We start from the raw sequence: 23,160 nt of genomic DNA on the forward strand, positions 1-23,160 counted from the left end.
CAGGAGCTTACTGGAGTAAGTGACTGGGGTGAGCGAGCAAAGCCAACGCGCAAGCGACTTGAAGTATGACGGGTATATGTCGCTGAAAAACAGCGACTCTGACCACTACCGTTAAGGAAATGCAAATATGAGCGATGACGGACTGGCGCCAGGGAAACGTCTGTCAGAGATCCGCCAACAGCTGGGTCTCTCACAGCGTCGTGCCGCCGAACTGTCTGGGTTAACACATAGTGCCATCAGCACCATAGAACAGGACAAAGTCAGTCCTGCCATCAGTACGCTGCAAAAGCTGCTGAAAGTCTACGGGCTGTCGCTCTCGGAATTCTTTTCTGAACCAGAAAAACCGGCTGAACCTCAGGTGGTTATCAATCAGGACGATCTGATTGAAATCGGCAGTCAGGGGGTGTCGATGAAACTGGTTCACAATGGCAATCCGAACCGCACGCTGGCGATGATTTTTGAAACGTACCAGCCTGGAACCACAACCGGGGAGAGGATTAAGCATCAGGGTGAGGAGATAGGCACCATACTGGAGGGTGAAGTCGTGCTGACCATTAACGGTCAGACGTATCACCTGGTGGCTGGGCAAAGCTATGCCATTAACACCGGCATACCGCATAGCTTCAGCAACACCTCGGCGGGTATCTGCCGAATCATCAGCGCCCATACTCCCACCACATTCTGATTTTTTAGCCTGAGGTTTTCTCAGGCTTTCTTCAGGCCTGCACCGTCGGAGTTTATTCCGGCGGCGCGAAGAAAACGCAGTTCACCTTGCGCGATGCGGAAAAACGTATTCCGCTGGCCCCGGATAATTTACGCCCGTTAACGGGCAATTTAAACGGTACTCAACCCCGGGGACGCCCTACGCCCTGAGGGTCTGAAATCACCACTTTTTTATTTTTCCGATTATGTCATTAAGGAGTCATGATGGATTTTCACAACCTGGCTTACTGGCAACAAAAAGCACGCGAATTGACGATTGAAACGCGGCTATTTATTAACGGCGAGTACAGCGCCGCCGCCGATAATAGCGTGTTTACCACCGTCGACCCGGCGGCGCAGCAGACCCTTGCCGAGGTCGCGCGCGGCAAAAAAGCCGACGTCGATCGCGCGGTCCAGGCCGCCCGCGGCGTTTTCGATCGCGGCGACTGGTCGCAGGCGTCTCCTGCCCAGCGCAAAGCGGTGCTGCATAAATTCGCCGACCTGATGGACGCCCATCGCGAAGAGCTGGCGCTGCTGGAAACCCTCGATACCGGCAAACCGATCCGTCACAGCCTGCGCGACGATATCCCCGGCGCCGCTCGCGCGATTCGCTGGTATGCCGAAGCTATCGATAAAGTCTACGGCGAAGTCGCCCCCACCAGCGGCAACGAACTGGCCATGATCGTTCGCGAACCGATTGGCGTGATTGCGGCGGTAGTGCCGTGGAATTTCCCACTGCTGCTGGCCTGCTGGAAGCTTGGCCCGGCGCTGGCGTCAGGCAACAGCGTGGTGCTTAAGCCGTCGGAAAAATCCCCCCTTACCGCTCTGCGTCTGGCGGGCTTAGCAAAACAGGCCGGACTGCCGGACGGCGTATTTAACGTGGTGAGCGGTTTCGGCCATGAAGCCGGTCAGGCGCTGGCGCTGCATCCGGACGTCGAAGTGATTACCTTTACCGGCTCCACCCGCACCGGTAAACAGCTGCTGAAAGACGCGGGCGACAGCAATATGAAGCGCGTCTGGCTGGAGGCGGGCGGTAAAAGCGCCAATATCGTCTTTGCCGACTGCCCGGACCTGCAAAAAGCGGTTAACGCCACCGCCGGCGGTATTTTCTACAATCAGGGCCAGGTCTGTATCGCCGGTACTCGCCTGCTGTTGGAAGAGAGCATCGCCGACCGCTTTCTCGATCTCCTGAAAGAGCAGGCAAAGGCCTGGCAGCCGGGCAATCCGCTCGACCCGAATACCACCATGGGCATGCTGATCGACAACACCCATGCCGATAGCGTCCATAGCTTTATTCGCGCCGGCGAGGCGCACAGCACGCTGCTGCTGGATGGACGTAAAAATCCGTGGCCTGCGGCGGTCGGCCCGACCATCTTCGTCGATGTCGACCCCGCCTCCCCGCTCAGCCAGGAGGAGATCTTCGGCCCGGTGCTGGTGGTGACCCGCTTTCACACCGAAGAGCAGGCGCTGGCGCTGGCCAACGACAGCCGCTACGGCCTCGGCGCGGCGGTCTGGACCCGCGATCTCTCCCGCGCTCACCGCGTCAGCCGCCGTCTGAAAGCCGGCTCTGTCTTCGTGAACAACTACAACGATGGCGATATGACCGTGCCGTTCGGCGGCTATAAGCAGAGCGGTAACGGACGCGATAAGTCCCTGCACGCCCTGGAAAAATTCACTGAACTGAAAACTATCTGGATTGCCCTGGAGTCTTAATCATGAGCGAACATACCACCAGCTATTATGCCGCCAGCGCCAACCGCTATGAGCCGTTCCCGATGCTGGACGAATCAATCAGCTGCGACGTCTGCATCGTCGGCGGCGGCTATACCGGCCTCTCATCGGCGCTGCATCTGGCCGAAATGGGCTACGATGTGGTGCTGCTTGAAGGCGCGCGCATCGGCTTCGGCGCCAGCGGGCGGAACGGCGGCCAGCTGGTTAACTCCTATAGCCGCGATATCGACGTTATCGAGAAAACCTACGGCCCGGACGCCGCGAAGATGCTCGGCAGCATGATGTTTGAAGGTGGCGACATTATTCGCGAGCGCATCCAACGCTATCAAATCCAGTGCGACTATCGCCCCGGCGGGCTATTTGTCGCGTTGAACCATAAACAGCTGGAGACGCTGGAAGAGCAGAAGGCGAACTGGGAGCGCTACGGCAATACCCAGCTGGAGCTGCTGGATGCCAGCGCTATTCGCCGCGAAGTGGACAGCGACCGCTACGCCGGCGCCCTGCTGGACCACAGCGGCGGCCATATTCATCCGCTGAACCTGGCGATTGGCGAGGCGGACGCCATTCGGCTGAACGGCGGTCGGGTTTACGAACAATCACCGGTCACCCGCATTCAGCACAGCAGCCCTGCGGTGGTGACCACCGAACGCGGCCAGGTCACCGCCCGCTACGTGATCGTCGCCGGTAACGCCTATCTCGGCGATAAGCTCGAGCCGGAGCTGGCGAAGCGCAGCATGCCGTGTGGCACCCAGGTGGTCACTACCGCGCCGCTGGCTGAGGATCTGGCGCGCTCGCTGATCCCGAAAAACTACTGCGTGGAGGATTGTAACTACCTGCTGGATTACTACCGTCTGACCGCCGATAACCGCCTGCTGTACGGCGGCGGCGTGGTGTATGGCGCGCGCGATCCGGACGACGTTGAGCGACTGATTATGCCGAAGCTGCTGAAAACCTTCCCGCAGCTGCAGGGGGTAAAAATAGACTACCGCTGGACCGGCAACTTCCTGCTGACCCTCTCGCGGATGCCGCAGTTTGGCCGTCTCGATAACAATATCTATTATATGCAGGGCTACAGCGGCCACGGAGTGACCTGTACGCACCTCGCCGGACGGCTGATTTCGGAGCTGCTGCGCGGAGACGCCGAACGTTTCGACGCCTTCGCCAGGCTGCCGCACTATCCGTTCCCCGGCGGGCGCAGCCTGCGCATTCCGTTTACCGCCATGGGCGCGGCGTACTACAGCCTGCGCGATCGCCTGGGCGTTTAATCCCCCCGGCCGACGGCACCTGCCGTCGGCAATATTGCCTCGTCGTACTGCTGCGGAAAGCGCTGCTGGAAGTAGCGGCGCAAAAACTCCACGGTGGCGCGAATTTTGGCCGAGGTCGCCAGCCGCGAGACGTATACCGCCCAGATATTGGCGGGCTGATAGTACTCCGGCAGCAGATGCAGCAGATTGCCGCTGGCAATATTCTCCCTGACGTCCCACCATGAGCGCAGCGCGATCCCCTGCCCCTCGAGGCACCACTGATGGACGATTTCGCCGTGGTTTGACGACAGCGGTCCGGTTACCTTAATAGCGTGCTCACCCTCTTTATCGCGTAGCTGCCAGACGCCAAAGGGCCGGTCGCGCTCTTTGATCACCAGACACGGCAGCGCGGCGAGATCGCTTAGCTGTCTCGGCCGGGGATAGCGGGCGACAAACGCCGGCGAGGCGCAGAGGATGCGGTGATTGCTGGCAAGCTGGCGGGCAATCAGGTTGGGGGCGATATCGTCGCCAACGCGAATATCCAGATCGACCCCTTCATTGGCTAAATCCACCAGCCGGTCAGCAACATCAAAACGGATTTCCAGCTGCGGGTAGTGACGGGCCAGCTCGGAGAGCGCCGGCGCGACTACTCGCCGGCCAAAGCCAAAGCTGCTGATAATCCGCAGCGTCCCCTGCGGTACCTGCCGCACATCGGTGAGCTCATCCATCATCTGATCGACGTCCTGCAGGATGCGCTGCCCCCATTCGTAGATGCGCTCCCCCTCCTCGGTGATAGCCACGCGCCGGGTGGTACGGTGCAGCAGCTGGACGTTGAGCGTTTGCTCCAGCAGCGACACGCGCTTGCTGACGAAAGCCGGAGAGACCCCCAGCTCTTCAGCGGCGGCGGCGAAACCGGCGCGGCGGGCAACCAGCATAAAAACGCGCAAATCGTTCAGCAGCGGCAGATTATTCATGATTCGTGTTTTATGTTTCACCAGTTGGCGGGATTAATTATGAATCAGTCAATTATAGGATAGAGATGAAGTCAATTTCCCTTACCTGAAACTGAGAACAATGATGAATAAAACCTTACGTATTGCCGCCATCCCCGGCGATGGCATCGGTAAAGAAGTGCTGCCGGAAGGCGTCCGTGTGCTGCAGGCCGCCGCCGAACGCTGGGGGCTGGCGTTAAGCTTCGAGTATTTTGAGTGGGCCAGCTGCGACTATTACGCGCAACACGGCGCCATGATGCCCGACGACTGGCGCGCGCAGCTGCAAACATTTGATGCGATCTACTTCGGCGCGGTCGGCTGGCCGGATATCGTGCCGGATCACATCTCCCTGTGGGGCTCGCTGCTGAAGTTCCGTCGCGAATTTGACCAGTACGTCAACCTGCGTCCGGTGCGCCTGTTCCCCGGCGTCCCCTGCCCGCTGGCGGGTAAACAGCCCGGCGATATCGATTTTTACGTGGTGCGCGAGAATACCGAAGGGGAATACTCCGCCCTCGGCGGGCATGTGAATCCGGGTACCGAACATGAAGTGGTAATTCAGGAGTCGGTATTTACCCGCCGCGGCGTTGACCGTATTCTGCGCTACGCCTTTGAATTAGCGCAAAGCCGCCCGCGCAAAACCCTGACCTCGGCGACTAAATCTAACGGTCTGGCCATCAGCATGCCCTTTTGGGACCAGCGCGTTGAAGCGATGGCACAGGAATACCCTGAGGTGAAATGGGATAAGCAGCATATTGATATTCTGTGCGCCCGCTTCGTGCTGCAGCCGGAGCGTTTTGACGTGGTGGTCGGCTCTAATCTGTTCGGCGATATCCTCTCCGATCTCGGCCCGGCCTGTACCGGCACCATCGGCATTGCCCCATCGGCAAACCTCAATCCGGACCGTACCTTTCCGTCGCTGTTTGAAGCGGTGCACGGTTCGGCGCCGGATATCTACGGCAAAAATATCGCCAACCCGATTGCCACCATCTGGGCCGGCGCGATGATGCTCGACTTTCTCGGCAACGGGGACGCGCGCTACCAGGCCGCCCACGACGGTATTCTGGCGGCGATTGAGCAGACCATTGCCAGCGGACCGAAGACGCCGGATATGCAAGGCAGCGCCTCCACCCAGCAGGTGGGCGAGGCGATTTGTCGGGCGATTGCCGGGCAGTAGATCGCCCAGACGGGCGCGGCAGCGCCGCCTCCGGGACGATGTTCGTGCAGCTACGATATGCCTCTGAAACAACGTGATATGCAGCGATGCCCTGGTGCCCGCTGAAATCGGCGAACCGGAGGTCGGAAGACAAGGGCTGGCCGCCAGGGATGGCGGCCAGAGGCGAATCGAGACAGCGATGTCGAGTTGAGCCGACCGCGGGCTGAGGACCGGGAGGTGAGCGCAGTGCGCAGCACCGATTTCTTTGCGGGACCGCGGGGATTGTAAAGGGGGAGACGGTTTTCTCCCCCTTTACCCGTTCACCTACCACGGTGAGACATTTTCTGCAGGATAGCGGTGAACGGAACCCCTGCACGCTTTCCCGGAGGCGGCGCTTGACGCGCCTGTCCGGGCTACCCAATCTGCCTCCCTCAGGCACCGGGCCCGGAAATCCCGGGTCGCGGCGTAAACGCCTTACCCGGGCTACTCCCCACTACCGTTTCGCAAACGGCTGGAAACCCGTAGCCCCGGTAAGCGCAAGCGCCACCGGGGAGATGCTCCGGACCGAATTACAACTCCAGTTCGCGCTGCAGCAGCGCCGCGATCGCCTCGCTGCTCTGCGCCGTCACCAGCGATTGCCGGAACTCCGCATGCATAATGCGCCGCGCCAGCCGCGAGAAAATACGCATATGCTGATCGCCCGCCGAATGTTTGTTCAGCGTCAGCATAATTACAAACTGCGCCTCGTCGTCGCCCCACGCTACCGGCTGCGCCAGACGGGCGACGCTGATGGTCGACTGCTCGATATGCTCCGATTTACTGTGCGGAATGGCGAAGCTAAACCCTAACCCGGTGGAGAACACCGCTTCGCGGGCCCACAGATCCGCTTCCAGCTTACGCGGATAGCGGCAGCGACCAGCCAGCAGCAGATTGTCGGTCATGCCCTTAATCACCTCCTCTTTACTGCGCCAGTCGCTGTTCAGCGTAATGCACTGAGGGGTAATCAGCGGCGCGTCCTGCTGGGTCATACGGAACTGGGCCAGCAGGTGCTCGACCTCCAGCGAAGTACGGCACTGCATCGCCTGGTTAAGCAGCTGACGGCAGGCGCGGCTGTCAAGCTGCGCCAGACGCGCCTTGGTCGCGGGGATCGACGGCGCGCTCATGCTCAGCTCATCCAGCCCCAGCCCTACCAGCAGCGGCAGCACGGAACCTTTAGCCCCGAGTTCACCGCACAGGCCGATCCATTTACCCTGGCGATGCACCGCCTGAACCGCGTAATCCAGCGCGCGCAAAAAGGCCGGATTGAGGCTGTTGTAGTGGCGCGTCACCTTGGCGTTATCGCGATCCACCGCCAGCAGATACTGGGTCAAATCATTGCTGCCGATACTAAAGAAATCAATCTCTTCGCAGCACTGGTCAATGATAAACATCACCGACGGCACCTCGAGCATAATGCCCAGCGGGATCTTTTCATCGAACGGAATATGTTCGCTGCGCAGCGACTGCTTTGCATCCGCCAACTGCTCCTTCACCCACAGAATCTCCTCCATCGAGGAAATCATCGGGATCATGATTTTCAGCGCGCCGTGCGCCGAAGCGCGTAGAATCGCCCGCAGCTGGGTGCGGAACAGCGCCTGATACTCTGCGTAAATACGTACCGCCCGGTAGCCGAGAAACGGGTTGTTCTCCGCCGGAATGTTGAGGTAGGCCACCGGCTTGTCGCCGCCGATATCCATGGTGCGGATGATAATGCTGCGCCCGTTGGCCGGCTCCAGCGCCTGGCAAAATATGTTGTAGAGCTCGTTTTCCGACGGCGCGCTGGGCCTGTCCATATAGAGCATTTCGGTGCGGAACAGGCCTACCGACTGCGCGCCGTTGTTAAAGGCCGCCGTCGCCTCTACCGAATGGGCGATATTCGCCGCCACTTCCAGACGAATACCGTCTTCGGTACGCCCCTCTTTATCCAGCCAGGCCTGCTGCTGGCGGCGGATCTGCGCCTGCACCCAGGCCTCCTGCTGATAGTAACGCGCCACCGCTTCATCAGGATTCACCACCACCAGCCCGGCGTTACCGTCAATCTGCACTCGCCGATCGACCCACGGCAGCAGCGCCTCCATATCGACACCCACCAGGGTGGGAATATTGAACGAACGCGCGAGAATCACCGTATGTGAAGTTGTGCCCCCACTGCGCAGCAGCAGGCCTTTCAGCAGGGTTTTATCCAGCTCAAGGAACTGGCTGGGAGTGAGCTCATCGGCGAGGCAGATGGCCTCTTCCGTCAGCTTACCCGGCGCCGGAAAGCGCGCTTCGCCGTAGATATGCTGCAGCAGCTGGAAGCAGACATCGCGGACGTCCAGCACGCGCTCCTGCAAATAGTCGTTGCCGGAAGCGCTGAACTGGGCGCAAAAATGCTCCCCGGTGGCGACCACCGCCTCGGCGCAGCTCAGGCCGCTCAGCAGCCCGCCCAGCAGATGCTGGCGCAGCGAGGCGTCGGTGGCCAGGGAGCGATGCGCTTCCAGGATCGCGCTGGCGGTGCCGTCGTTATCCAGCAGGCGAAACTCAATGTTTTTTACCAGCAGGGTCAGCCCTTTATCGAGCGCCGCCTGCTCCTGTTCGGTGCCGCCCGCCGCCGGTAGCGCGCCTAAATCGTGCAGATCGAGGGACTTAAGATGGATAAGCCTGCCGCCCGCGCTGCCGGCGCAGACCGGTAAGGCGTGAAACAGCGTGGGATTAAGGCGCGAGAGGGATTCAGGAACCGGCTGAACGTCCATTTGTTCCACCGTCGGCAGCGGCGCATCGCAGTGCGGAAATTCGTCGCGGATAAACGCCGACAGCGCGGTGAACGCCTGTTCTTCGTCTTCCCCGCTGACGATCAGCTCACAGCGGTCCCCCTTTAAGGTATTAGTGCCGATAATCGACAGCGCGCTTTTCGCGTTCCCGCGCCCTTCCGTGCGGATATTTAACCATTCGACCGAAGACGAAAAAGTATTGCACAGCGTTTCGACCAGGCTTGCCGGGCGCGCATGTACGCCGTTGGGCAAATCACATATGAATTCAATTACCAGAGCCATCGCCTTCCTCCTGAATAATGCGTATTAGCCAAAAGGTAAAGAAAGAAGTCGCCCGCCACTACGCGATAAAAGTGGTAATTACTGGATAATTGTATGCCCGACTCTTTTTTATGCTCGTGGTCACAAATCCCCCATTAACGTCGTCAGAAAGCCGCCAGGACTAAGATTTGAGGTGGATCGCAATTTTCTTTTCGTCTTACAAATATCCAGTAAATGCACTTTTTCTCTACTATTTTATGCGCCGCCCTTTTTCTAATGTTGAGACATCAACTCAGTCACGGGCCACGCAGCGCTCAGGAGAAAAATAATGAATGAACTGGTGCAAATATTAAAAAATACACGCCAGCACCTCATGACCGGGGTTTCACATATGATCCCGTTTGTCGTGTCCGGTGGGATCTTGCTGGCAGTCTCCGTCATGTTGTACGGCAAGGGCGCGGTGCCCGATGCCGCCACTGACCCTAACCTGAAAAAACTGTTTGATATCGGCGTGGCCGGACTGACGCTGATGGTGCCGTTTCTGGCAGCCTATATCGGCTACTCCATTTCCGACCGCGCGGCGCTGGCCCCCTGCGCCATCGGCGCCTGGGTCGGCAACAGCTTCGGCGCCGGCTTCTTCGGCGCGCTGATTGCCGGGATCATCGGCGGGCTGGTGGTCTACTACCTGAAGAAGATCCCGGTGCACAAAGTGCTGCGCTCGGTGATGCCCATCTTCGTTATTCCGATTCTCGGCACTTTTATTACCGCCGGGATCATGATGTGGGGCCTCGGTGAGCCGATTGGCGCGCTCACCGCCAGCCTGACCGGCTGGCTGCAGGGCATGCGCGAAGGCAGTATCGTGATTCTCGCCATCATTATGGGCCTGATGCTGGCCTTCGACATGGGCGGTCCGGTGAATAAAGTCGCCTACGCCTTCATGCTGATTTGCGTTTCCCAGGGCGTCTACAGCGTGGTGGCCATCGCCGCCGTCGGCATCGCCGTGCCGCCGCTGGGCATGGGCCTGGCAACGCTGATTGGACGTAAATACTTCTCCGCGGAAGAGCGTGAAACCGGTAAGGCCGCGCTGGTGATGGGCTGCGTAGGCGTGACCGAAGGCGCGATCCCCTTCGCCGCCGCCGATCCGCTGCGCGTTATCCCGGCCAACATGATTGGCGCCGCTGCTGGCTGCGTGACCGCCGCGCTGCTCGGCGCCCAGTGCTATGCCGGCTGGGGCGGGCTTATCGTTTTGCCGGTCGTTGAAGGAAAAGGCGGATTTATTGCCGGCCTCGCGGTTGGCGCCATCGTCAGTGCCGCCTGCGTCATCCTGCTCAAGGCCCTGGCGAAAAAGAAAACGTCTGACGCCAAAGCCGATGACGAGATGGATCTTGATTTCGAAATTAACTGAGACACTGGAAGGAATATTGTATGACTAAAATTATCGCCGTTACCGCTTGCCCGTCTGGCGTCGCCCACACCTATATGGCCGCCGAATCCCTGGAGAGCGCCGCTAAAGCTAAAGGCTGGCAGGTCAAAGTAGAAACTCAGGGCTCCATCGGCATCGAAAACGAGCTGACCCCGGAAGACGTCGCCAGCGCCGATATGGTGATTCTGACCAAAGATATTGGCATCAAGTTCGAAGAGCGTTTTGCCGGTAAAACCATCGTGCGCGTCAACATCAGCGACGCCGTGAAGCGCGCCGAAGCCATTATGAACAAAATCGACAGCCACCTTTCACAAAATGCCTGACTGAATACACGGGGCGCGGCCTGCGCCCCGCAAAATAACATGGAGTTTGTCATGACCAATCGCACTCAACGCTTAAAAGATCGTCTGTTCGCCAACCCGCGCGAAATCTCCCTCGAGCGGGCCCTGCTCTACACCGCCAGCCATAAACAGACCGAGGGGGAGCCCGTGATGATCCGCCGGGCGAAAGCGACCGCATGGGTTCTCGACCATGTGCAGATTTCGATTCGTGATGATGAACTGATTGCCGGAAACCGCACGATCAAACCGCGCGCCGGGATTATGTCGCCGGAGATGGATCCCTACTGGCTGCTTAAGGAGCTGGACCAGTTCCCGACCCGCCCACAGGACCGCTTCACCATCAGCGAAGAAGACAAGCGCATCTACCGCGAAGAGCTGTTCCCCTACTGGGAGAATCGCTCAATGAAGGACTTCATCAACAGCCAGATGACCGATGAAGTGAAGGCCGCCGTCAGCACACAGATTTTTAGCGTTAACCAAACCGACAAAGGCCAGGGGCATATCATTATCGACTACCCCCGCCTGCTGGAAAACGGCCTCGCCGCGCTGGTGGCAGAGCTTAAGGCGCTAAATAAGCAGCACCCGCAGAACAGTTTTTATCAGGCGGTGCAGATCCTGCTGGAAGCCTCCCAGCGCCATATTCTGCGCTATGCGGCGCTTGCCGATGACATGGCCGCCGGCTGCGTCGACGTTCAGCGGCGCAAAGAGCTGGAGACCATCGCGGAAATTTCCCGCCATAACGCGTTGCACCGGCCGGAAGATTTCTGGCAGGCCTGCCAGCTCTTCTGGTATATGAACATCATTTTGCAGTATGAATCCAACGCCAGCTCCATTTCACTGGGGCGCTTTGACCAGTACATGCTGCCGTACTATCAGGCTTCATTAAATCGCGGCCAGGATCCGCAGTTTCTTCAGGAGCTGCTGGAGTCGCTGTGGGTGAAGTGCAACGATATCGTCCTGCTGCGCTCCACCAGCAGCGCGCGCTACTTTGCAGGCTTCCCAACCGGCTATACCGCCCTGCTCGGCGGTCTGACCGAGACTGGGCGCAGCGCGGTCAATATCCTGTCGTTTTTATCCCTCGACGCCTACCAGAACGTGCGCCTGCCGCAGCCGAACCTCGGCGTGCGGGTCAACGAGCTGATCGACCGTCCGTTCCTGCGCAAAACCGCCGAAACCATTCGCCTCGGTACCGGTATTCCGCAAATCTTTAATGATGAAGTGGTGATCCCGGCGTTTCTCAACCGCGGCGTCTCGCTGGAAGACGCGCGGGATTACTCGGTGGTCGGCTGCGTTGAGCTGTCGATCCCGGGGCGCACCTACGGCCTGCACGATATCGCCATGTTTAACCTGCTGAAGGTGATGGAAATCGTGATGCTGGAAAACGAAAGCAATCCTGATATCACCTGGGATGGGCTGATTAACCAAATCCGCGACAAGATTCGCTATTACATTAAGCTAATGGTCGAAGGCAGCAATATTTGCGATATCGGCCACCGCGACTGGGCGCCGGTTCCCCTGCTCTCTTCCTTTATTGAAGACTGCGTGCAGCACGGCCGGGATATCACCGAAGGCGGCGCGCGTTATAACTTCTCCGGGGTGCAGGGCATCGGCATCGCCAATCTCAGCGACTCGCTGCACGCGCTCAAAGGGATGGTGTTTGAGCAAAAACGACTGAGCTTCGCCGAACTGATCGCGGTGCTGAAAGCCAACTTCCAGACGCCGGAAGGCGAAAAGATCCGCGCGCGCCTGATCAACCGCTTCGAGAAATACGGCAACGATATCGATGAAGTGGATAACATCAGCGCCGATCTGCTGCGCTTCTACTGCAAAGAGGTTGAGCGTTACCAGAACCCGCGCGGCGGTCATTTCACGCCGGGCTCCTATACCGTCTCCGCCCACGTGCCGCTAGGGTCTGTGGTTGGCGCGACGCCGGACGGACGCCTGGCCGGGGAGCAGCTGGCGGACGGCGGGCTGTCGCCGATGCTTGGCCAGGACGTTCAGGGACCGACCGCGGTGCTCAAGTCGGTCAGCAAGCTGGATAACTTTCTGCTCTCCAACGGGACGCTGCTGAACGTCAAATTCACCCCGGCGACCCTTGCCGGCGATAGCGGCCTCAACAAGCTGGCCGACTTTCTGCAGGCCTTCACCAAGCTGAAGCTACAGCATATTCAGTTCAACGTGGTCAACGCCGACACCCTGCGCGAAGTCCAGCAGCGGCCGCAGGACTTCGCCGGTCTGGTGGTGCGCGTCGCCGGCTATAGCGCCTTTTTTGTCGAGCTGTCGCAGGAGATTCAGGATGACATTATCCGCCGCACCGCGCATCAGCTGTGAGGTGATGGAAACGCGCGCCGATAAGGCGCGCATTTTTAACATCCAGCGCTACTCTTTGAATGACGGTCAGGGGATCCGTACCGTCGTGTTTTTTAAAGGCTGCCCGCACACCTGCCCGTGGTGCGCCAATCCGGAATCGATCTCGCCGAAAATTCAGACCGTGCGCCGGGAGAGCAAGTGCCTGCGCTGCTCCCGCTGCCAGCAGGACGTGGTCGAGTGTCCCTCCGGGGCGTGGGAGCAGATTGGCCGCGACGTCACCCTGGATAATCTGCTTAAAGAGGTGCTGAAGGATGAAGTCTTCTTCCGCGCCTCCGGCGGCGGCGTTACCCTGTCGGGCGGCGAGGTACTGATGCAGGCCGAGTTTGCCGCGCGTTTTCTGCGCCGCCTGCGCGAATGGGGAGTGAGAACGGCGATTGAAACGGCGGGCGATAGCGCCTTTAGCCGTTTTTTTCCGCTGGCGCAGGCGTGCGACGAAGTGCTGTTTGATCTGAAAATCATGGATGAAGCGCTGGCCCGAGAGCAGCTGCGGATGAATATGCCACGGGTGCTGGACAACTTCGCCCGTCTGGTGGAAGCGCATATTCACGTGATACCCCGAGTGCCGCTGATTCCGGGGTTCACGCTGAATGACGCGAATTTCCGTCAGATTCTGGCGTTTTTGGTCCCCTTTAAGCTGCCCGAAATTCATCTTCTGCCGTTCCATCAGTACGGCGAACCCAAATATCACTTACTGGGAAAAACATGGTCGATGTCGATGATTAAAGCTCCTGCGGAATCTGAGATTCAACCATTCAAGACGCTGGCCGAACAGGCCGGTTTTAGCGTGACCATCGGCGGATAACGCCTGGAGGATGCTATGGATTTCAATATCGTTGCCGTCACGGCCTGCGTCAGCGGCGTCGCTCACACCTATATGGCGGCCGAGCGGCTGGAAAAAGTCGGCCACCAGGAGAAATGGAATATCAAAATAGAAACCCAGGGCGCGTTGGGGGTGGAGAACAAAATCACGGCTGACGATATTGCCCACGTCGATGTCGTTCTGCTGGTGACGGATATTGAAATTGACGATGCCCAGCGTTTTAACGGCATCCGCACCATTAAGACCAGCATTAAAACCTTTCTGCTGCAGCCGCAGCAGATTGTCGAGGCGGTGAAATGCATTATGAAAAAACCGGTGGTTTATATCGAGCTCCCCTGAGGGCGTCGGTGATTTTGTCGCCCGGACAAAGCACTTGCGCCGCGGCCCGGGGAAATAGCACTGCGCCCGCTCAGACTTCCCCCGGTCGCGCTGCGCTTACCGGGGCTACAGGTTCACCGCCGTTTGCCGTTTTGTAGCCCGGGCAAGGCGCTTGCGCCGCGGCCCGGGGAAATAGCACTGCGCCCGCTCAGACCTCCCCCGGTCGCGCTGCGCTTACCGGGGCTATAATTCCATGCGATTTTTACGCCACCCCCAGCAGCCATTTCTGCGCGGGCGTCAGGCGGCTGGCGGTTTCCGGCGTCAGCCAGCGCTGCTGATCCTGCTGCGCGGTATCCGCTCTGTCGATATATAAACCGTGCAGCACGCGCCTTCTGCTGCCAACGCGGTTGCGCGTCCCGCCGTGCCAGGCGTGGGCGTTATAAATCATCACGCTACCCGCCGGCGCGGCGAACACTACCTCATCAGGATGCGCCAGCTCTGGATCGTCCAGCACCTCTTCAGGCAACTCCGGGCGAAGATGGGTACCGGGAATAATGCGCGGCGCGCCGTTTTCCGCACTCAGGTCATCGATAGCCCAGATGGTATTCACCAGATGCACTTTCGGAAAATCGGGACGCGGCTTTTTCCAGTCCGCATGCAGCGGCTGATGGCCGCCGTTAAACAACGCTTCCCGCGCGTTCAGGCTGGAGACTTTAAAATCCCCCTGAAAAACATGCCGACAGGCGGAGAGAATCAGCGGGTGGGACCAGACCTTTTCCCAAATCGCGCCTTTGTTAATCAGGTTGGCGATGCGGGTTGCCGTCGCTTCCTGGTGGTGCTCCATCGCCAGATTATCGCCCTCCCTCTCGACGATGGCGTCGATAAGCGTACGCATCGCCGCCAGCCACTCCGCGTCCGCCACGTTATGCACGACGGTGTAGCCCAGGGTATCCAGCTCCTGTTTCATTGTCGGGCTCAACGTAACGTTCGCCCCCAGCGCATCCAGATAAACCGCAGATTGTTGTTCCATATTTATATTCCTTAACTTATCGATAACACAAAACAAACTCTAATCTGCGGCGGGCGGGAATACATGAGGCCAAAACTACGAAAAACTGGACAAGCGTACGCGGCAGGGAAAAGTGTGATGGCCATCAAAATCCAGCTTTTCCCCCTTTCTGCAGGGCCATCATTAGTGAAGTCGCCTGATACAGAACAAACCTGTGTAGATAAAATAGATTATAATCAACAGGATAATTGCTCTCTTCTAAGGCATACGGAATGATTGACGATCTGGCGGATATTTTAAATCGTTTAGTAAATCAGAAAGATAATCTGCACGTCAGGTTCCCCGACCCGGATATCTCCGAGCCCGCGCTGGCGTTTAAGGTACCCTTTCCACGGCTGGAAATTGTGCTCGAGGGTGAGCTTAAGGAGAGCGGGCTTCCGCTGTCGGAGACGATGCTCTCCGCCTCGCAGGTACTCTACGTTCAGGCGGGTAAATGGACGCTGCCGGAATGGACCGCGCCGGCGTCGACGTTAAGCATTCTGTTTGGCCGCCAGAAGCTCGGGTTTTGCGTTCAACACTGGGACGGCAGGCAGCTGCGCACGGAAAAGCAGAATGTCGCCCGCCTGGGGCCGCGCGTGGGCTCCTACCTGCTGCTGTCGCTCAATGAAATCTGCCTGCAGCCGGACCCAGTCACCGCCAGGCTGGTGGTCGCGGCCCTGTTGAGCCACTGCCTTGAGCAGCTGGTCGGGCTGGAGATGCGCGTCAGCCGCAGCCGCGATCTCTTTCTGGCGGTACAGGATTATCTCGAAGAGCATCTCAGCCAGCCGCTGACCCGCGAGTCGGTGGCGAAGCGCTTTCATATTACGCCCAACTACCTGTCGCATATATTCCAGAAATCCGGCTCCGTCGGTTTTAATGAATTCCTCACCAGCGTGCGCCTGGAAAAAGCGAAAAAGCTGCTGCGCGGTTACGACCTCAAGGTCAAAGAGATCGCCCACAACTGCGGGTTCGTCGACAGCAACTATTTCTGCCGGGTGTTTAAACGCTATACCGAGCGCTCGCCGTCCGAATATCGCCGCCACTGCCGCAGCGCGCAGCAGGGATAGTTCACACGGCCCATTCAACCCGCCCGCGGCCATTATTTTTTGCTTTATAGAGCGCGTCATCAACCTTTTTAATAAACTGATTCTGCGGCTCGTCTTGATGCCGCAGGCCAACGCCAATGCTAATCGACAGCGGGTTGTCGTGGTTAATCAGGATTGCCCGGGCGTTTTGCAGAATAGAGTGCGCCAGTTCATCCACTTCCTGCGCCGACAGGCCATCAACGATAATGGCAAACTCTTCGCCGCCAATCCTCGATGGCAGCACCTTATCGCTGGTGAGTTTTGCCAGCTGTTTGCCGAGGGCAAACAGCACTTCGTCCCCCACCAGATGGCCGTAGGTGTCATTAATTTTCTTAAAGTAGTCGATATCAACAATCATTAGCGCCTGCGTATTCCCCGCCTTTTCGCGGACGGTGTCGATAAAGAAACGGCGGTTTGGTAGTTGAGTCAGCTCATCCTTAAGCGATTGAGAACGCGCGTCGACGTACAGAAGATTGATGCGCTCGATGATTTTGTAGACCCCGACCGCGCTCAGCAGCATGCCGGTCAGACGCAGCAGATCTTCACAGTAGTATCCCATCCAGCGCGGCTGGCGGAAGATTTCGTCCATCAGATCGAACGTGCCTCCGGCAATCCATAGCAGCAGCCCGTAGCGTACCCAGTTGACCGCCACGTGGTTCATGCGCACCTTGGTTGAGCTCCAGAGCATAAACAGCAGAAAAAGCAGCGCCAGAAGATCGATATACATACCGGGATTAGACAAAATCACGCGCCACGGCCCCAGCGGCGGCGAGACGAACGCGCACAGGCCCGTTACGGCGGCGATCGCCAGCAGCGCCGGAAAGATATGGGTTCGGGAAATAGAAGACGAGGGTTGAATATGGATGTTTTTTTCGCGTTCGGCCATGGTCAGGTCTCTTTACAGCGCGGCTTGCCAGGGTGTTAGCATAACAGCGGAAAGCGTTTGCGCGAACTGTAAAGGCGCGATGCCTGACGATGCGCAGCAGCGAGCAGAGGAGAGTGGCCTGACCCCGCGGAATGTTCCAACCTACTACCAATCCATGGCGACGAAGTCAGTGGCGCGAATAATAAAGAGTTAACGCTACGAGGATGTGGCAATCGGTGCTGGGGGAAAGGCCTTTTCTGGACTCCGGGAGCGGTCTTCCATTTTTAGCCCGATGGCCGATGCTGAAGGGGCGGACTCCGCTATGCAAATAAGGCAGTGCTGACGCAGTTTATAACGCTCTGGTCCGCCGCAGACTCAGCCTCAAGGCTATCTCGAACTATCAGCTTCAACGTAAACGCTGACGTTCAGTCTCTTCGCCTCCATGGTTATTATCTTCCGGGCAAGGGCCCTGTCGCCGCCGTGCACCCGATCTATCAGCGCCTGGACGATTGTCATCATAAGAAAGTGCTGATTAGCCGGAGAGAAATCGGTCATATCAATCCCGCAATCCGCCAGCTGCTGGTGCGCATCGCGCTCTGTCTGAGTAATAAGGTCAGTCACTTGCTCTTTCATTTGTTCGACGCGCGCAAAAACCACGCGATTAATGATTTCGATTTGCTCAGGTGTAAAATTTTTGTCCATTATTATGCTCTCATCACAGTCTGAAGTAATTAATCAGCCAACCAGCCTCAACCCTTTCGCCACCACTCTTTTGAACTCTTCACAATGCCTATGCTCCGGCTGCGTGCAGCGCGCTGCGTGCTTCAGCCCGCGGCTTAACAGCTGCAGCTTGCGCACGGTGGCATCAATCTCTTTCGCACGCTGGAGGAGCAGCCCCCGGTCAATCGTGACCCCGGCTTGCGAACCAAACATCGCGGCGAGTTCATCCAGCGTAAACCCTGCCGCCTGCCCCAGCGCAATGAGCTGCAGCTTATTGAGCACATTTTCATGGTACTGCCTTCGCAAACCATTACGGCCAATAGGCTGAATTAATCCCTTTTTTTCGTAATAACGCAATGCTGAGGGTGTAACGCCGGAGAGGTCGGCAATTTGTCGGATATCCAGCGCTTTCATGGTTGACTTAAACCTCGCTTTAAGTTGCACACTGGCTACCAGCCTGACATGCATTGGAAAAGGAGTACACCCTGGATACGATTATTGTTGTTAAAACTGTCATAACGGGTATTGGCGCAACGCTGCTCATGGATTTGTGGTCATGGTGTCAAAAATACATCCTCAAGATACCGCCGCTGAACTATGCCCTGGTCGGTCGCTGGATATTATGGCTAGCCAGAGGAAAGCTCTGCCATCGCACCATCATCTCAACGCCGGAAATGGCTGGGGAGAGGCTTACCGGCTGGGTATTTCACTACCTGACCGGGATCGCTTTTGCTTTTGTCCCTCTGCTACTGAGCGGCGCCGTCTGGCTGGACGCCCCCTCGCTTACATTAGGCCTGCTGGCAGGCGGGTTAACCTTATTTGCGCCGTTCATCATTCTTCAGCCCGCATTGGGCTTTGGCATCGCGGCGTCGCAAACACCTCGCCCATCGCTGGCTCGCTTGCTCAGCGTGCTCACGCATCTGGCCTGGGGATTCGGACTCTATATCGCGGCTCTGGCAATCAGAGCGTGGGAATAATGGCTTAACAGACCACCGGGGGTCAGAGTGAGGCTAACTGCCCCCTTCGCGGTACGGGAATATTGCGCGGCTCGCTCACCCGACCAACCGTTAGCAACCCATATCACCTGTTTTGCCGCTGTAGCTGATTATGCTGCTCAAGCTCATACTCAATAAAGGCGTCTATCATGGACCGATACACTTTCTCAATAATCACTTCGGGCAACCCTGCCGCAGCCGCCTTCTCGCGAACCCGATCAATAACCTGCTGCACGCGTTCTGGCGCGCGTACGGCTGCGTGGTCTGTTTTAAATGCGGCGGCGGCCTGAACACACTCAGCGCGCTGAGCAATCAGGCTCACCAGTTCGCTATCAATCGAATCGATCTGACTTCTGACATCGGCAAGGGTGGAAAACGTCATTATTTGAACCTCCAAACTAGTACGTGGGTTCATAATGATATAGTAAATTTCGCCCGATTCCACGCCTGGCGTCTATTCAGGCAGCGTTGGCCAGCTTTTCTTCAAGGCCGATGCCGGCGGCGCGCTGCAGCGGTGACCTTTCGTTTTTATCCGCGGACGCGCGTATTTGTTAGTGATAGAGCTTAGCCGGACAGCGGTGGTCGCTGGGTACGCATAGCCGCATAGAGGGAACAGAGCTCCTGCAGGCTGTTGGTCCCCATACGCTTCATCAGCCGGGTACGCTGGACGCTGACCGTGGACGGACTGACCCCGCGGATACGGGCAATATCATCCAGAGAATGGCCGCGTAAACTGAGCCTCATGATCTGTTGCTCGGCGTGGGTAAAATTAAACGTATCGGGCAGATAAGCAACGCTTTGGTTCTGGGCCGAAAACAGGCCCATCACTTTTAACGCCTGACGCAGTTCTTCGACCGTCAACCTCTCTGACAAACAGAGCTTTAGCAGGCCAGGAAACAGCCGATTGATGGCCTCAAAATGGCGCTCAGAGGTGATGAAGATGGCGTAGTGCTCCGGCGGATGGCGAAAGAACAAAGCATAAATCTCCTGGATATCCATCCCGCAGGTGACATACACACAGTTGCTTAACCCTGCATCCGCGCCATCGCTCAGTTCCTGCAATAGAGTCTCTACGCCAGAAATAAATACACGATCCTTTCCATGAATAGTCATCTTGAAGTCCCGAGGTTACTGTCTTTTATTATCCTTCCATATGGATACTTTTCTGAGAGTGTTATGTCGTCAGTCTGGCAGATCAATAGCGCAATCTTTTCCGTTTAGCTTTCGTTTAGGTTAAAGGAATCGGAAGTATTGACTTCGGTTTAACCATTGAAACTATCAGAGTATTTTTAAGTTTTAACAAAATGAGCATTTAAAAATATAGGAATACGATTACCGCCAGTTCAAATAAAGCCTTAAATTAAGGTATAAAAAAGCGTCAAAAAACCACAAAATAATATGTAACTCCATGATAAAAATGGCAAAAACATAATTAGGATTATCTTTATAAATAACATAAAAAATATTTCTTCTCTCTTTTTAATATTCAGATCTCGATCTCAAAACATCATTTCATTTTGTGTAAAAGTTATTTTCAATAAAATTACAAACAGTGTGAGTTAGTCATCATCAGGGAATAAAGAATAATGTGTGGTGAATCCCCCTAAGCGGCGGGGTCATGCTGAATGGAGGAATACCCTCATCTACGTTTCGTTTTTATTGACGAATCAGGAAGTCAGCGCCTGATTCACCGGGAGGCACCCGGCACCACACCACCATCTAATAATTTAATGTGTATCGTTCTGCCTGCTTTACGGCAGGTAATTTCTTGTACCTTTGGAAAATATAAAAAGTAGAGGCACCCTATGTTTCGCTCATTATTATTAGTCACGATTCCTTTTATCAGTATTGCTGCCCACGCGGTGACGTTTGATTATCGTCATGAAACCAATGACAAAGCCGGCAATAATCATAAAGACAGACTGTTGATGTCGCACCGTTTTGCTAATGGTTTTGGCTTGTCGCTGGAAGGGAAATGGAAAGGTTCGCAGGATAAAAATAAAGCCTATGATGAAACCGTCAGTAACGGCACCGAAGTGGTGGCGAGCTATGTGCATAAAATAAATAAAACCTTTCAGATAGAGCCTGGCTTCTCTCTGGATACCAGTTCGTCTTCAAACAACTACCGCCCTTATCTGCGCGGCAAAGCCAACCTGACGGATGACCTCAGCGCCTCACTGCGCTACCGCCCTTACTACAAGCGCAATTCAGGCAATATCGGTACATCTAAAGATACCTCAGAGAACGGTTATAATCTGACCAGCGTTATTTCCTGGAAATTCCTCAAAGATTATCAGCTCGATTATGAACTGGACTATAAAAAAGCCAACTCCGCCGGGGTTATTTTAGCGGATAACGAAAGCTACGACTGGACCCATGATTTTAAGCTGACCTATAAATTCGATAAAAACTGGTCCCCTTATATGGCCATCGGCAACGTTTCCGGCAGTAAAGCCACCGATGAACGCCAAACGCGTTATCGCGTTGGTGTGAAATACTCCTTCTGATAACTTCCTGTCAGCCAGATAATAAATAAGGGTTTCATTAAACCCTTATTTTCATTAAGAGGAAAATAATGAAGATTGCAAAAATCACCCTGGCATTGGGCGCACTGAGTCTCTTCTCGCTGAGTGCTGGCGCCCAGGAGAACGCGCGGCTGAGCAGCGTAAAGCAGTTCGCCGACGTCGTGCTGGATAAAGCGGGAGATCGGTACGGCCATCACTCTCCTCTGCTGGCAAACGGCGTGGATCCTCGCACCGGCAAGCAAATGGAGTGGGTTTTTCCGGACGGTAAAGTTACCGTACTGTCGAACTTCTCCGCCCAGCAAAATTTGATGCGGGTGCTGGTAGGGTTAAGCAACCTGACCGGCGAAGCAAAATATAAGCAGCGGGTCGCGGAGAATATTCGCTACTACTTTGACCACTATCAGGACGCCAGCGGGCTGCTGCTGTGGGGAGGGCATCGCTTTGTTGATTTGAAAACGCTGCAACCTCAAGGCCCAAGCGAAAAGGAGATGGTCCATGAACTTAAAAACGCGTACCCCTATTACGACATGATGTTTGCCGTCGATGACAAGGCCACCGCGCGCTTTATCAAAGCGTTCTGGAATGCCCATGTTTACGACTGGAAAACGCTGGAAACCAGCCGTCATGGGGAGTACGGCAAAGCGATGGGCGCGCTCTGGCAAAGTGATTTTGAGCAACAGCCGCCGTTTTTCGCCACCAAAGGCCTGAGCTTTCTCAATGCCGGCAACGACCTTATCTACTCCGCATCGCTGCTCTATAAATACGATGGCGACGCAGGCGCGTTGACGTGGGCGAAGCGTCTGGCCGAACAGTATGTACTGCCGCGAGATAAGAAAACCGGACTGGGCGTCTACCAGTTTACCCAACCGCTAAAACGCGCCGACACCACCGATGATAGCGACACGCACTCGAAATACGGCGACCGTGCGCAGCGTCAGTTTGGTCCCGAACTGGGCCCGGACGCGCTGGAAGGCAATATGCTGCTGAAGGGCCGGACCAGCACGCTCTACTCAGAAAATGCGCTGATGCAGCTTGCCCTGGCCAAATCGCTGGGCACAGCCGGCGACGATCTCAAAAAATGGACCCTTGATGGCCTCAAGGCCTTCGCGACCTACGCTTACGATGAGCAGAACAATACCTTCCGCCCTCTGCTGGCCAACGGCACGGACCTCTCCGGCTATGTGTTAAAACGCGACGGCTATTACGGTAAAAAAGGCACGGTGCTGAAAGCCTATCCGGCAGGAAATGAATTTCTTCTCTCCTACGCTCGCGCCTGGACGCTTGAACCGGATCATGCCATCTGGAAAGTCGCCCGCGGTATCGCCAAAGGCCAGGGACTGGGTGATATTGGCGAACCCGGAGGCGCAAACCGCAGGCTGAACAGCCAAACGGAAAATCATCAGCCGTATGCGATTTTCGCGCTTATCGACCTGTGGCAGGCCACCGGGCAGCAGGACTATTTGATGCTGGCGGATCGGATCAGCGCTAACATCATCAAAAACCAGCGCATCAACGGCTTTTTTGTCGATGATCCTGAGGCCGAATATGCCAGTATCGATAGTATCGCCCCCTATGCGCTTCTCGCCCTGGAAGCCGCCTTCCGCAACACCCCGGAAGCGGTGGCGCCGTTCCTGAACGGCGCGGGATTCACCGAGGGTGCTTATCGACTGGCTGACGGAACGGTTCGCTACTCCACCCGCGATGACGAGCTATTCCGCCTTAAACCCGGTGAACAGCTCAAACCGAACGGCAAAAAATAAAACGGTCCCCCTCCGCCA

At 56.7% G+C, this 23,160-nt stretch carries 21 protein-coding genes; 13 read left to right on the forward strand and 8 right to left on the reverse strand.

Translation table 11 applies throughout. The features are described from left to right. Positions 1–127: 127 nt before the first annotated feature. From puuR to EGY08_RS04355, 3 genes are all read left to right on the forward strand, one after another. Positions 128–685 carry an HTH-type transcriptional regulator PuuR gene (puuR, locus tag EGY08_RS04345; RefSeq protein ID WP_004131263.1) on the forward strand — a complete coding sequence of 186 codons (558 nt, stop codon included), beginning with the start codon at positions 128–130 and terminating at the stop codon, positions 683–685. 242 nt (positions 686–927) lie between these two features. Further along, positions 928–2,415 (forward strand): aldehyde dehydrogenase PuuC, encoded by a 1,488-nt coding sequence (gene puuC / locus EGY08_RS04350; RefSeq protein WP_123829407.1) that lies wholly within the window; start codon positions 928–930, stop codon positions 2,413–2,415. Between the two features lie 2 nt (positions 2,416–2,417). Then, positions 2,418–3,698: an NAD(P)/FAD-dependent oxidoreductase gene (locus EGY08_RS04355; protein WP_123828271.1), complete on the forward strand. Its 1,281-nt coding sequence runs from the start codon at positions 2,418–2,420 to the stop codon at positions 3,696–3,698. Here EGY08_RS04355 and EGY08_RS04360 read toward each other — a convergent pair. Then, positions 3,695–4,672 (reverse strand): LysR substrate-binding domain-containing protein, encoded by a 978-nt coding sequence (locus tag EGY08_RS04360; RefSeq protein ID WP_177447586.1) that lies wholly within the window; start codon positions 4,670–4,672, stop codon positions 3,695–3,697. The two genes, EGY08_RS04355 and EGY08_RS04360, sit on opposite strands and share 4 nt — an antisense overlap. An 82-nt stretch (positions 4,673–4,754) precedes the next feature. Between EGY08_RS04360 and EGY08_RS04365 the strand changes: the two genes are divergently transcribed. Continuing rightward, positions 4,755–5,843, forward strand: a complete 1,089-nt coding sequence (locus EGY08_RS04365; RefSeq protein ID WP_049115835.1) for a tartrate dehydrogenase — start codon at positions 4,755–4,757, stop codon at positions 5,841–5,843. Between the two features lie 548 nt (positions 5,844–6,391). Here EGY08_RS04365 and ptsP read toward each other — a convergent pair. Then, complete coding sequence (gene ptsP / locus EGY08_RS04370; protein WP_123828273.1) at positions 6,392–8,893, reverse strand: phosphoenolpyruvate--protein phosphotransferase; 2,502 nt, start codon at positions 8,891–8,893, stop codon at positions 6,392–6,394. A 307-nt stretch (positions 8,894–9,200) separates the two neighbouring features. Between ptsP and EGY08_RS04375 the strand changes: the two genes are divergently transcribed. Genes EGY08_RS04375 through EGY08_RS04395 form a run of 5 tightly spaced genes read left to right on the forward strand, consistent with a single transcriptional unit; the run spans position 9,201 to position 14,165 of the window. After that, positions 9,201–10,277 (forward strand): PTS fructose transporter subunit EIIC, encoded by a 1,077-nt coding sequence (locus EGY08_RS04375; protein WP_123828274.1) that lies wholly within the window; start codon positions 9,201–9,203, stop codon positions 10,275–10,277. Between the two features lie 20 nt (positions 10,278–10,297). Further along, complete coding sequence (locus EGY08_RS04380; protein ID WP_123828275.1) at positions 10,298–10,618, forward strand: PTS fructose-like transporter subunit IIB; 321 nt, start codon at positions 10,298–10,300, stop codon at positions 10,616–10,618. Positions 10,619–10,669: 51 nt separating this feature from the next. Next, complete coding sequence (locus EGY08_RS04385; protein ID WP_123828276.1) at positions 10,670–12,967, forward strand: formate C-acetyltransferase; 2,298 nt, start codon at positions 10,670–10,672, stop codon at positions 12,965–12,967. Further along, complete coding sequence (locus EGY08_RS04390; RefSeq protein ID WP_123828277.1) at positions 12,933–13,808, forward strand: [formate-C-acetyltransferase]-activating enzyme; 876 nt, start codon at positions 12,933–12,935, stop codon at positions 13,806–13,808. The genes EGY08_RS04385 and EGY08_RS04390 overlap by 35 nt, the downstream gene beginning before the upstream one ends. 15 nt (positions 13,809–13,823) lie before the next feature. Beyond that, positions 13,824–14,165 (forward strand): PTS fructose-like transporter subunit IIB, encoded by a 342-nt coding sequence (locus tag EGY08_RS04395; protein WP_004131246.1) that lies wholly within the window; start codon positions 13,824–13,826, stop codon positions 14,163–14,165. Positions 14,166–14,406: 241 nt separating this feature from the next. Here the strand turns inward: EGY08_RS04395 and EGY08_RS04400 are convergent, their stop codons facing one another. After that, positions 14,407–15,174 carry a phytanoyl-CoA dioxygenase family protein gene (locus tag EGY08_RS04400; protein WP_004131245.1) on the reverse strand — a complete coding sequence of 256 codons (768 nt, stop codon included), beginning with the start codon at positions 15,172–15,174 and terminating at the stop codon, positions 14,407–14,409. Between the two features lie 251 nt (positions 15,175–15,425). Between EGY08_RS04400 and EGY08_RS04405 the strand changes: the two genes are divergently transcribed. Continuing rightward, entirely contained in the window at positions 15,426–16,259 is an 834-nt protein-coding gene (locus tag EGY08_RS04405; protein WP_004131244.1) for a helix-turn-helix transcriptional regulator, read from the forward strand. Position 16,260: 1 nt separating this feature from the next. Here EGY08_RS04405 and EGY08_RS04410 read toward each other — a convergent pair whose 3' ends face one another. The 3 genes from EGY08_RS04410 to EGY08_RS04420 all read right to left on the reverse strand — a co-directional run bounded on the left by EGY08_RS04410 (position 16,261) and on the right by EGY08_RS04420 (position 18,276). After that, positions 16,261–17,163, reverse strand: a complete 903-nt coding sequence (locus EGY08_RS04410) for a GGDEF domain-containing protein (RefSeq protein WP_004131242.1) — start codon at positions 17,161–17,163, stop codon at positions 16,261–16,263. A gap of 366 nt (positions 17,164–17,529) precedes the next feature. Beyond that, the gene (locus tag EGY08_RS04415; RefSeq protein ID WP_004131241.1) at positions 17,530–17,844 is read right to left on the reverse strand and encodes a hypothetical protein; all 315 of its coding nucleotides are present in this window, start codon (positions 17,842–17,844) and stop codon (positions 17,530–17,532) included. A 33-nt stretch (positions 17,845–17,877) separates the two neighbouring features. After that, on the reverse strand, positions 17,878–18,276 hold the full coding sequence (locus tag EGY08_RS04420) for a MerR family transcriptional regulator (protein WP_004131239.1): 399 nt from the start codon (positions 18,274–18,276) through the stop codon (positions 17,878–17,880). A gap of 83 nt (positions 18,277–18,359) precedes the next feature. On the opposite strand from EGY08_RS04420, the gene EGY08_RS04425 reads away from it, so the two are divergent. Beyond that, complete coding sequence (locus EGY08_RS04425; RefSeq protein ID WP_123829408.1) at positions 18,360–18,839, forward strand: DUF2938 family protein; 480 nt, start codon at positions 18,360–18,362, stop codon at positions 18,837–18,839. Between the two features lie 103 nt (positions 18,840–18,942). Here the strand turns inward: EGY08_RS04425 and EGY08_RS04430 are convergent, their stop codons facing one another. Together EGY08_RS04430 and EGY08_RS04435 are read right to left on the reverse strand one after the other, a co-directional pair. Then, positions 18,943–19,239 (reverse strand): chorismate mutase, encoded by a 297-nt coding sequence (locus EGY08_RS04430; protein WP_004131235.1) that lies wholly within the window; start codon positions 19,237–19,239, stop codon positions 18,943–18,945. Positions 19,240–19,421: 182 nt separating this feature from the next. Further along, the gene (locus tag EGY08_RS04435; protein WP_004131234.1) at positions 19,422–19,970 is read right to left on the reverse strand and encodes a helix-turn-helix transcriptional regulator; all 549 of its coding nucleotides are present in this window, start codon (positions 19,968–19,970) and stop codon (positions 19,422–19,424) included. A gap of 692 nt (positions 19,971–20,662) precedes the next feature. On the opposite strand from EGY08_RS04435, the gene EGY08_RS04440 reads away from it, so the two are divergent. Together EGY08_RS04440 and EGY08_RS04445 are read left to right on the forward strand one after the other, a co-directional pair. Further along, positions 20,663–21,364: an oligogalacturonate-specific porin KdgM family protein gene (locus EGY08_RS04440; RefSeq protein ID WP_004131233.1), complete on the forward strand. Its 702-nt coding sequence runs from the start codon at positions 20,663–20,665 to the stop codon at positions 21,362–21,364. Between the two features lie 68 nt (positions 21,365–21,432). Continuing rightward, the gene (locus EGY08_RS04445; RefSeq protein WP_004131232.1) at positions 21,433–23,142 is read left to right on the forward strand and encodes a pectate lyase; all 1,710 of its coding nucleotides are present in this window, start codon (positions 21,433–21,435) and stop codon (positions 23,140–23,142) included. Positions 23,143–23,160: the final 18 nt, after the last annotated feature.

This window comes from Klebsiella sp. FDAARGOS_511 (genome assembly GCF_003812845.1).
In the GTDB taxonomy this organism is placed as follows: domain Bacteria; phylum Pseudomonadota; class Gammaproteobacteria; order Enterobacterales; family Enterobacteriaceae; genus Klebsiella; species Klebsiella grimontii.

What these genes read in the sequence shown, in the direction of transcription:
- EGY08_RS04445 (WP_004131232.1), top strand. Translation starts at nt 21,433, where the DNA reads ATGAAGATTGCAAAAATCACCCTGGCATTGGGCGCACTGAGTCTCTTC.
- EGY08_RS04385 (WP_123828276.1), top strand. Translation starts at nt 10,670, where the DNA reads ATGACCAATCGCACTCAACGCTTAAAAGATCGTCTGTTCGCCAACCCG.
- EGY08_RS04435 (WP_004131234.1), bottom strand. Translation starts at nt 19,970, where the DNA reads ATGACTATTCATGGAAAGGATCGTGTATTTATTTCTGGCGTAGAGACT.
- EGY08_RS04375 (WP_123828274.1), top strand. Translation starts at nt 9,201, where the DNA reads ATGAATGAACTGGTGCAAATATTAAAAAATACACGCCAGCACCTCATG.
- EGY08_RS04400 (WP_004131245.1), bottom strand. Translation starts at nt 15,174, where the DNA reads ATGGAACAACAATCTGCGGTTTATCTGGATGCGCTGGGGGCGAACGTT.
- EGY08_RS04380 (WP_123828275.1), top strand. Translation starts at nt 10,298, where the DNA reads ATGACTAAAATTATCGCCGTTACCGCTTGCCCGTCTGGCGTCGCCCAC.
- EGY08_RS04365 (WP_049115835.1), top strand. Translation starts at nt 4,755, where the DNA reads ATGAATAAAACCTTACGTATTGCCGCCATCCCCGGCGATGGCATCGGT.
- EGY08_RS04420 (WP_004131239.1), bottom strand. Translation starts at nt 18,276, where the DNA reads ATGAAAGCGCTGGATATCCGACAAATTGCCGACCTCTCCGGCGTTACA.
- puuR (WP_004131263.1), top strand. Translation starts at nt 128, where the DNA reads ATGAGCGATGACGGACTGGCGCCAGGGAAACGTCTGTCAGAGATCCGC.
- EGY08_RS04415 (WP_004131241.1), bottom strand. Translation starts at nt 17,844, where the DNA reads ATGGACAAAAATTTTACACCTGAGCAAATCGAAATCATTAATCGCGTG.
- EGY08_RS04405 (WP_004131244.1), top strand. Translation starts at nt 15,426, where the DNA reads ATGATTGACGATCTGGCGGATATTTTAAATCGTTTAGTAAATCAGAAA.
- EGY08_RS04440 (WP_004131233.1), top strand. Translation starts at nt 20,663, where the DNA reads ATGTTTCGCTCATTATTATTAGTCACGATTCCTTTTATCAGTATTGCT.
- puuC (WP_123829407.1), top strand. Translation starts at nt 928, where the DNA reads ATGGATTTTCACAACCTGGCTTACTGGCAACAAAAAGCACGCGAATTG.
- EGY08_RS04355 (WP_123828271.1), top strand. Translation starts at nt 2,418, where the DNA reads ATGAGCGAACATACCACCAGCTATTATGCCGCCAGCGCCAACCGCTAT.
- EGY08_RS04410 (WP_004131242.1), bottom strand. Translation starts at nt 17,163, where the DNA reads ATGGCCGAACGCGAAAAAAACATCCATATTCAACCCTCGTCTTCTATT.
- EGY08_RS04390 (WP_123828277.1), top strand. Translation starts at nt 12,933, where the DNA reads ATGACATTATCCGCCGCACCGCGCATCAGCTGTGAGGTGATGGAAACG.
- EGY08_RS04395 (WP_004131246.1), top strand. Translation starts at nt 13,824, where the DNA reads ATGGATTTCAATATCGTTGCCGTCACGGCCTGCGTCAGCGGCGTCGCT.
- ptsP (WP_123828273.1), bottom strand. Translation starts at nt 8,893, where the DNA reads ATGGCTCTGGTAATTGAATTCATATGTGATTTGCCCAACGGCGTACAT.
- EGY08_RS04430 (WP_004131235.1), bottom strand. Translation starts at nt 19,239, where the DNA reads ATGACGTTTTCCACCCTTGCCGATGTCAGAAGTCAGATCGATTCGATT.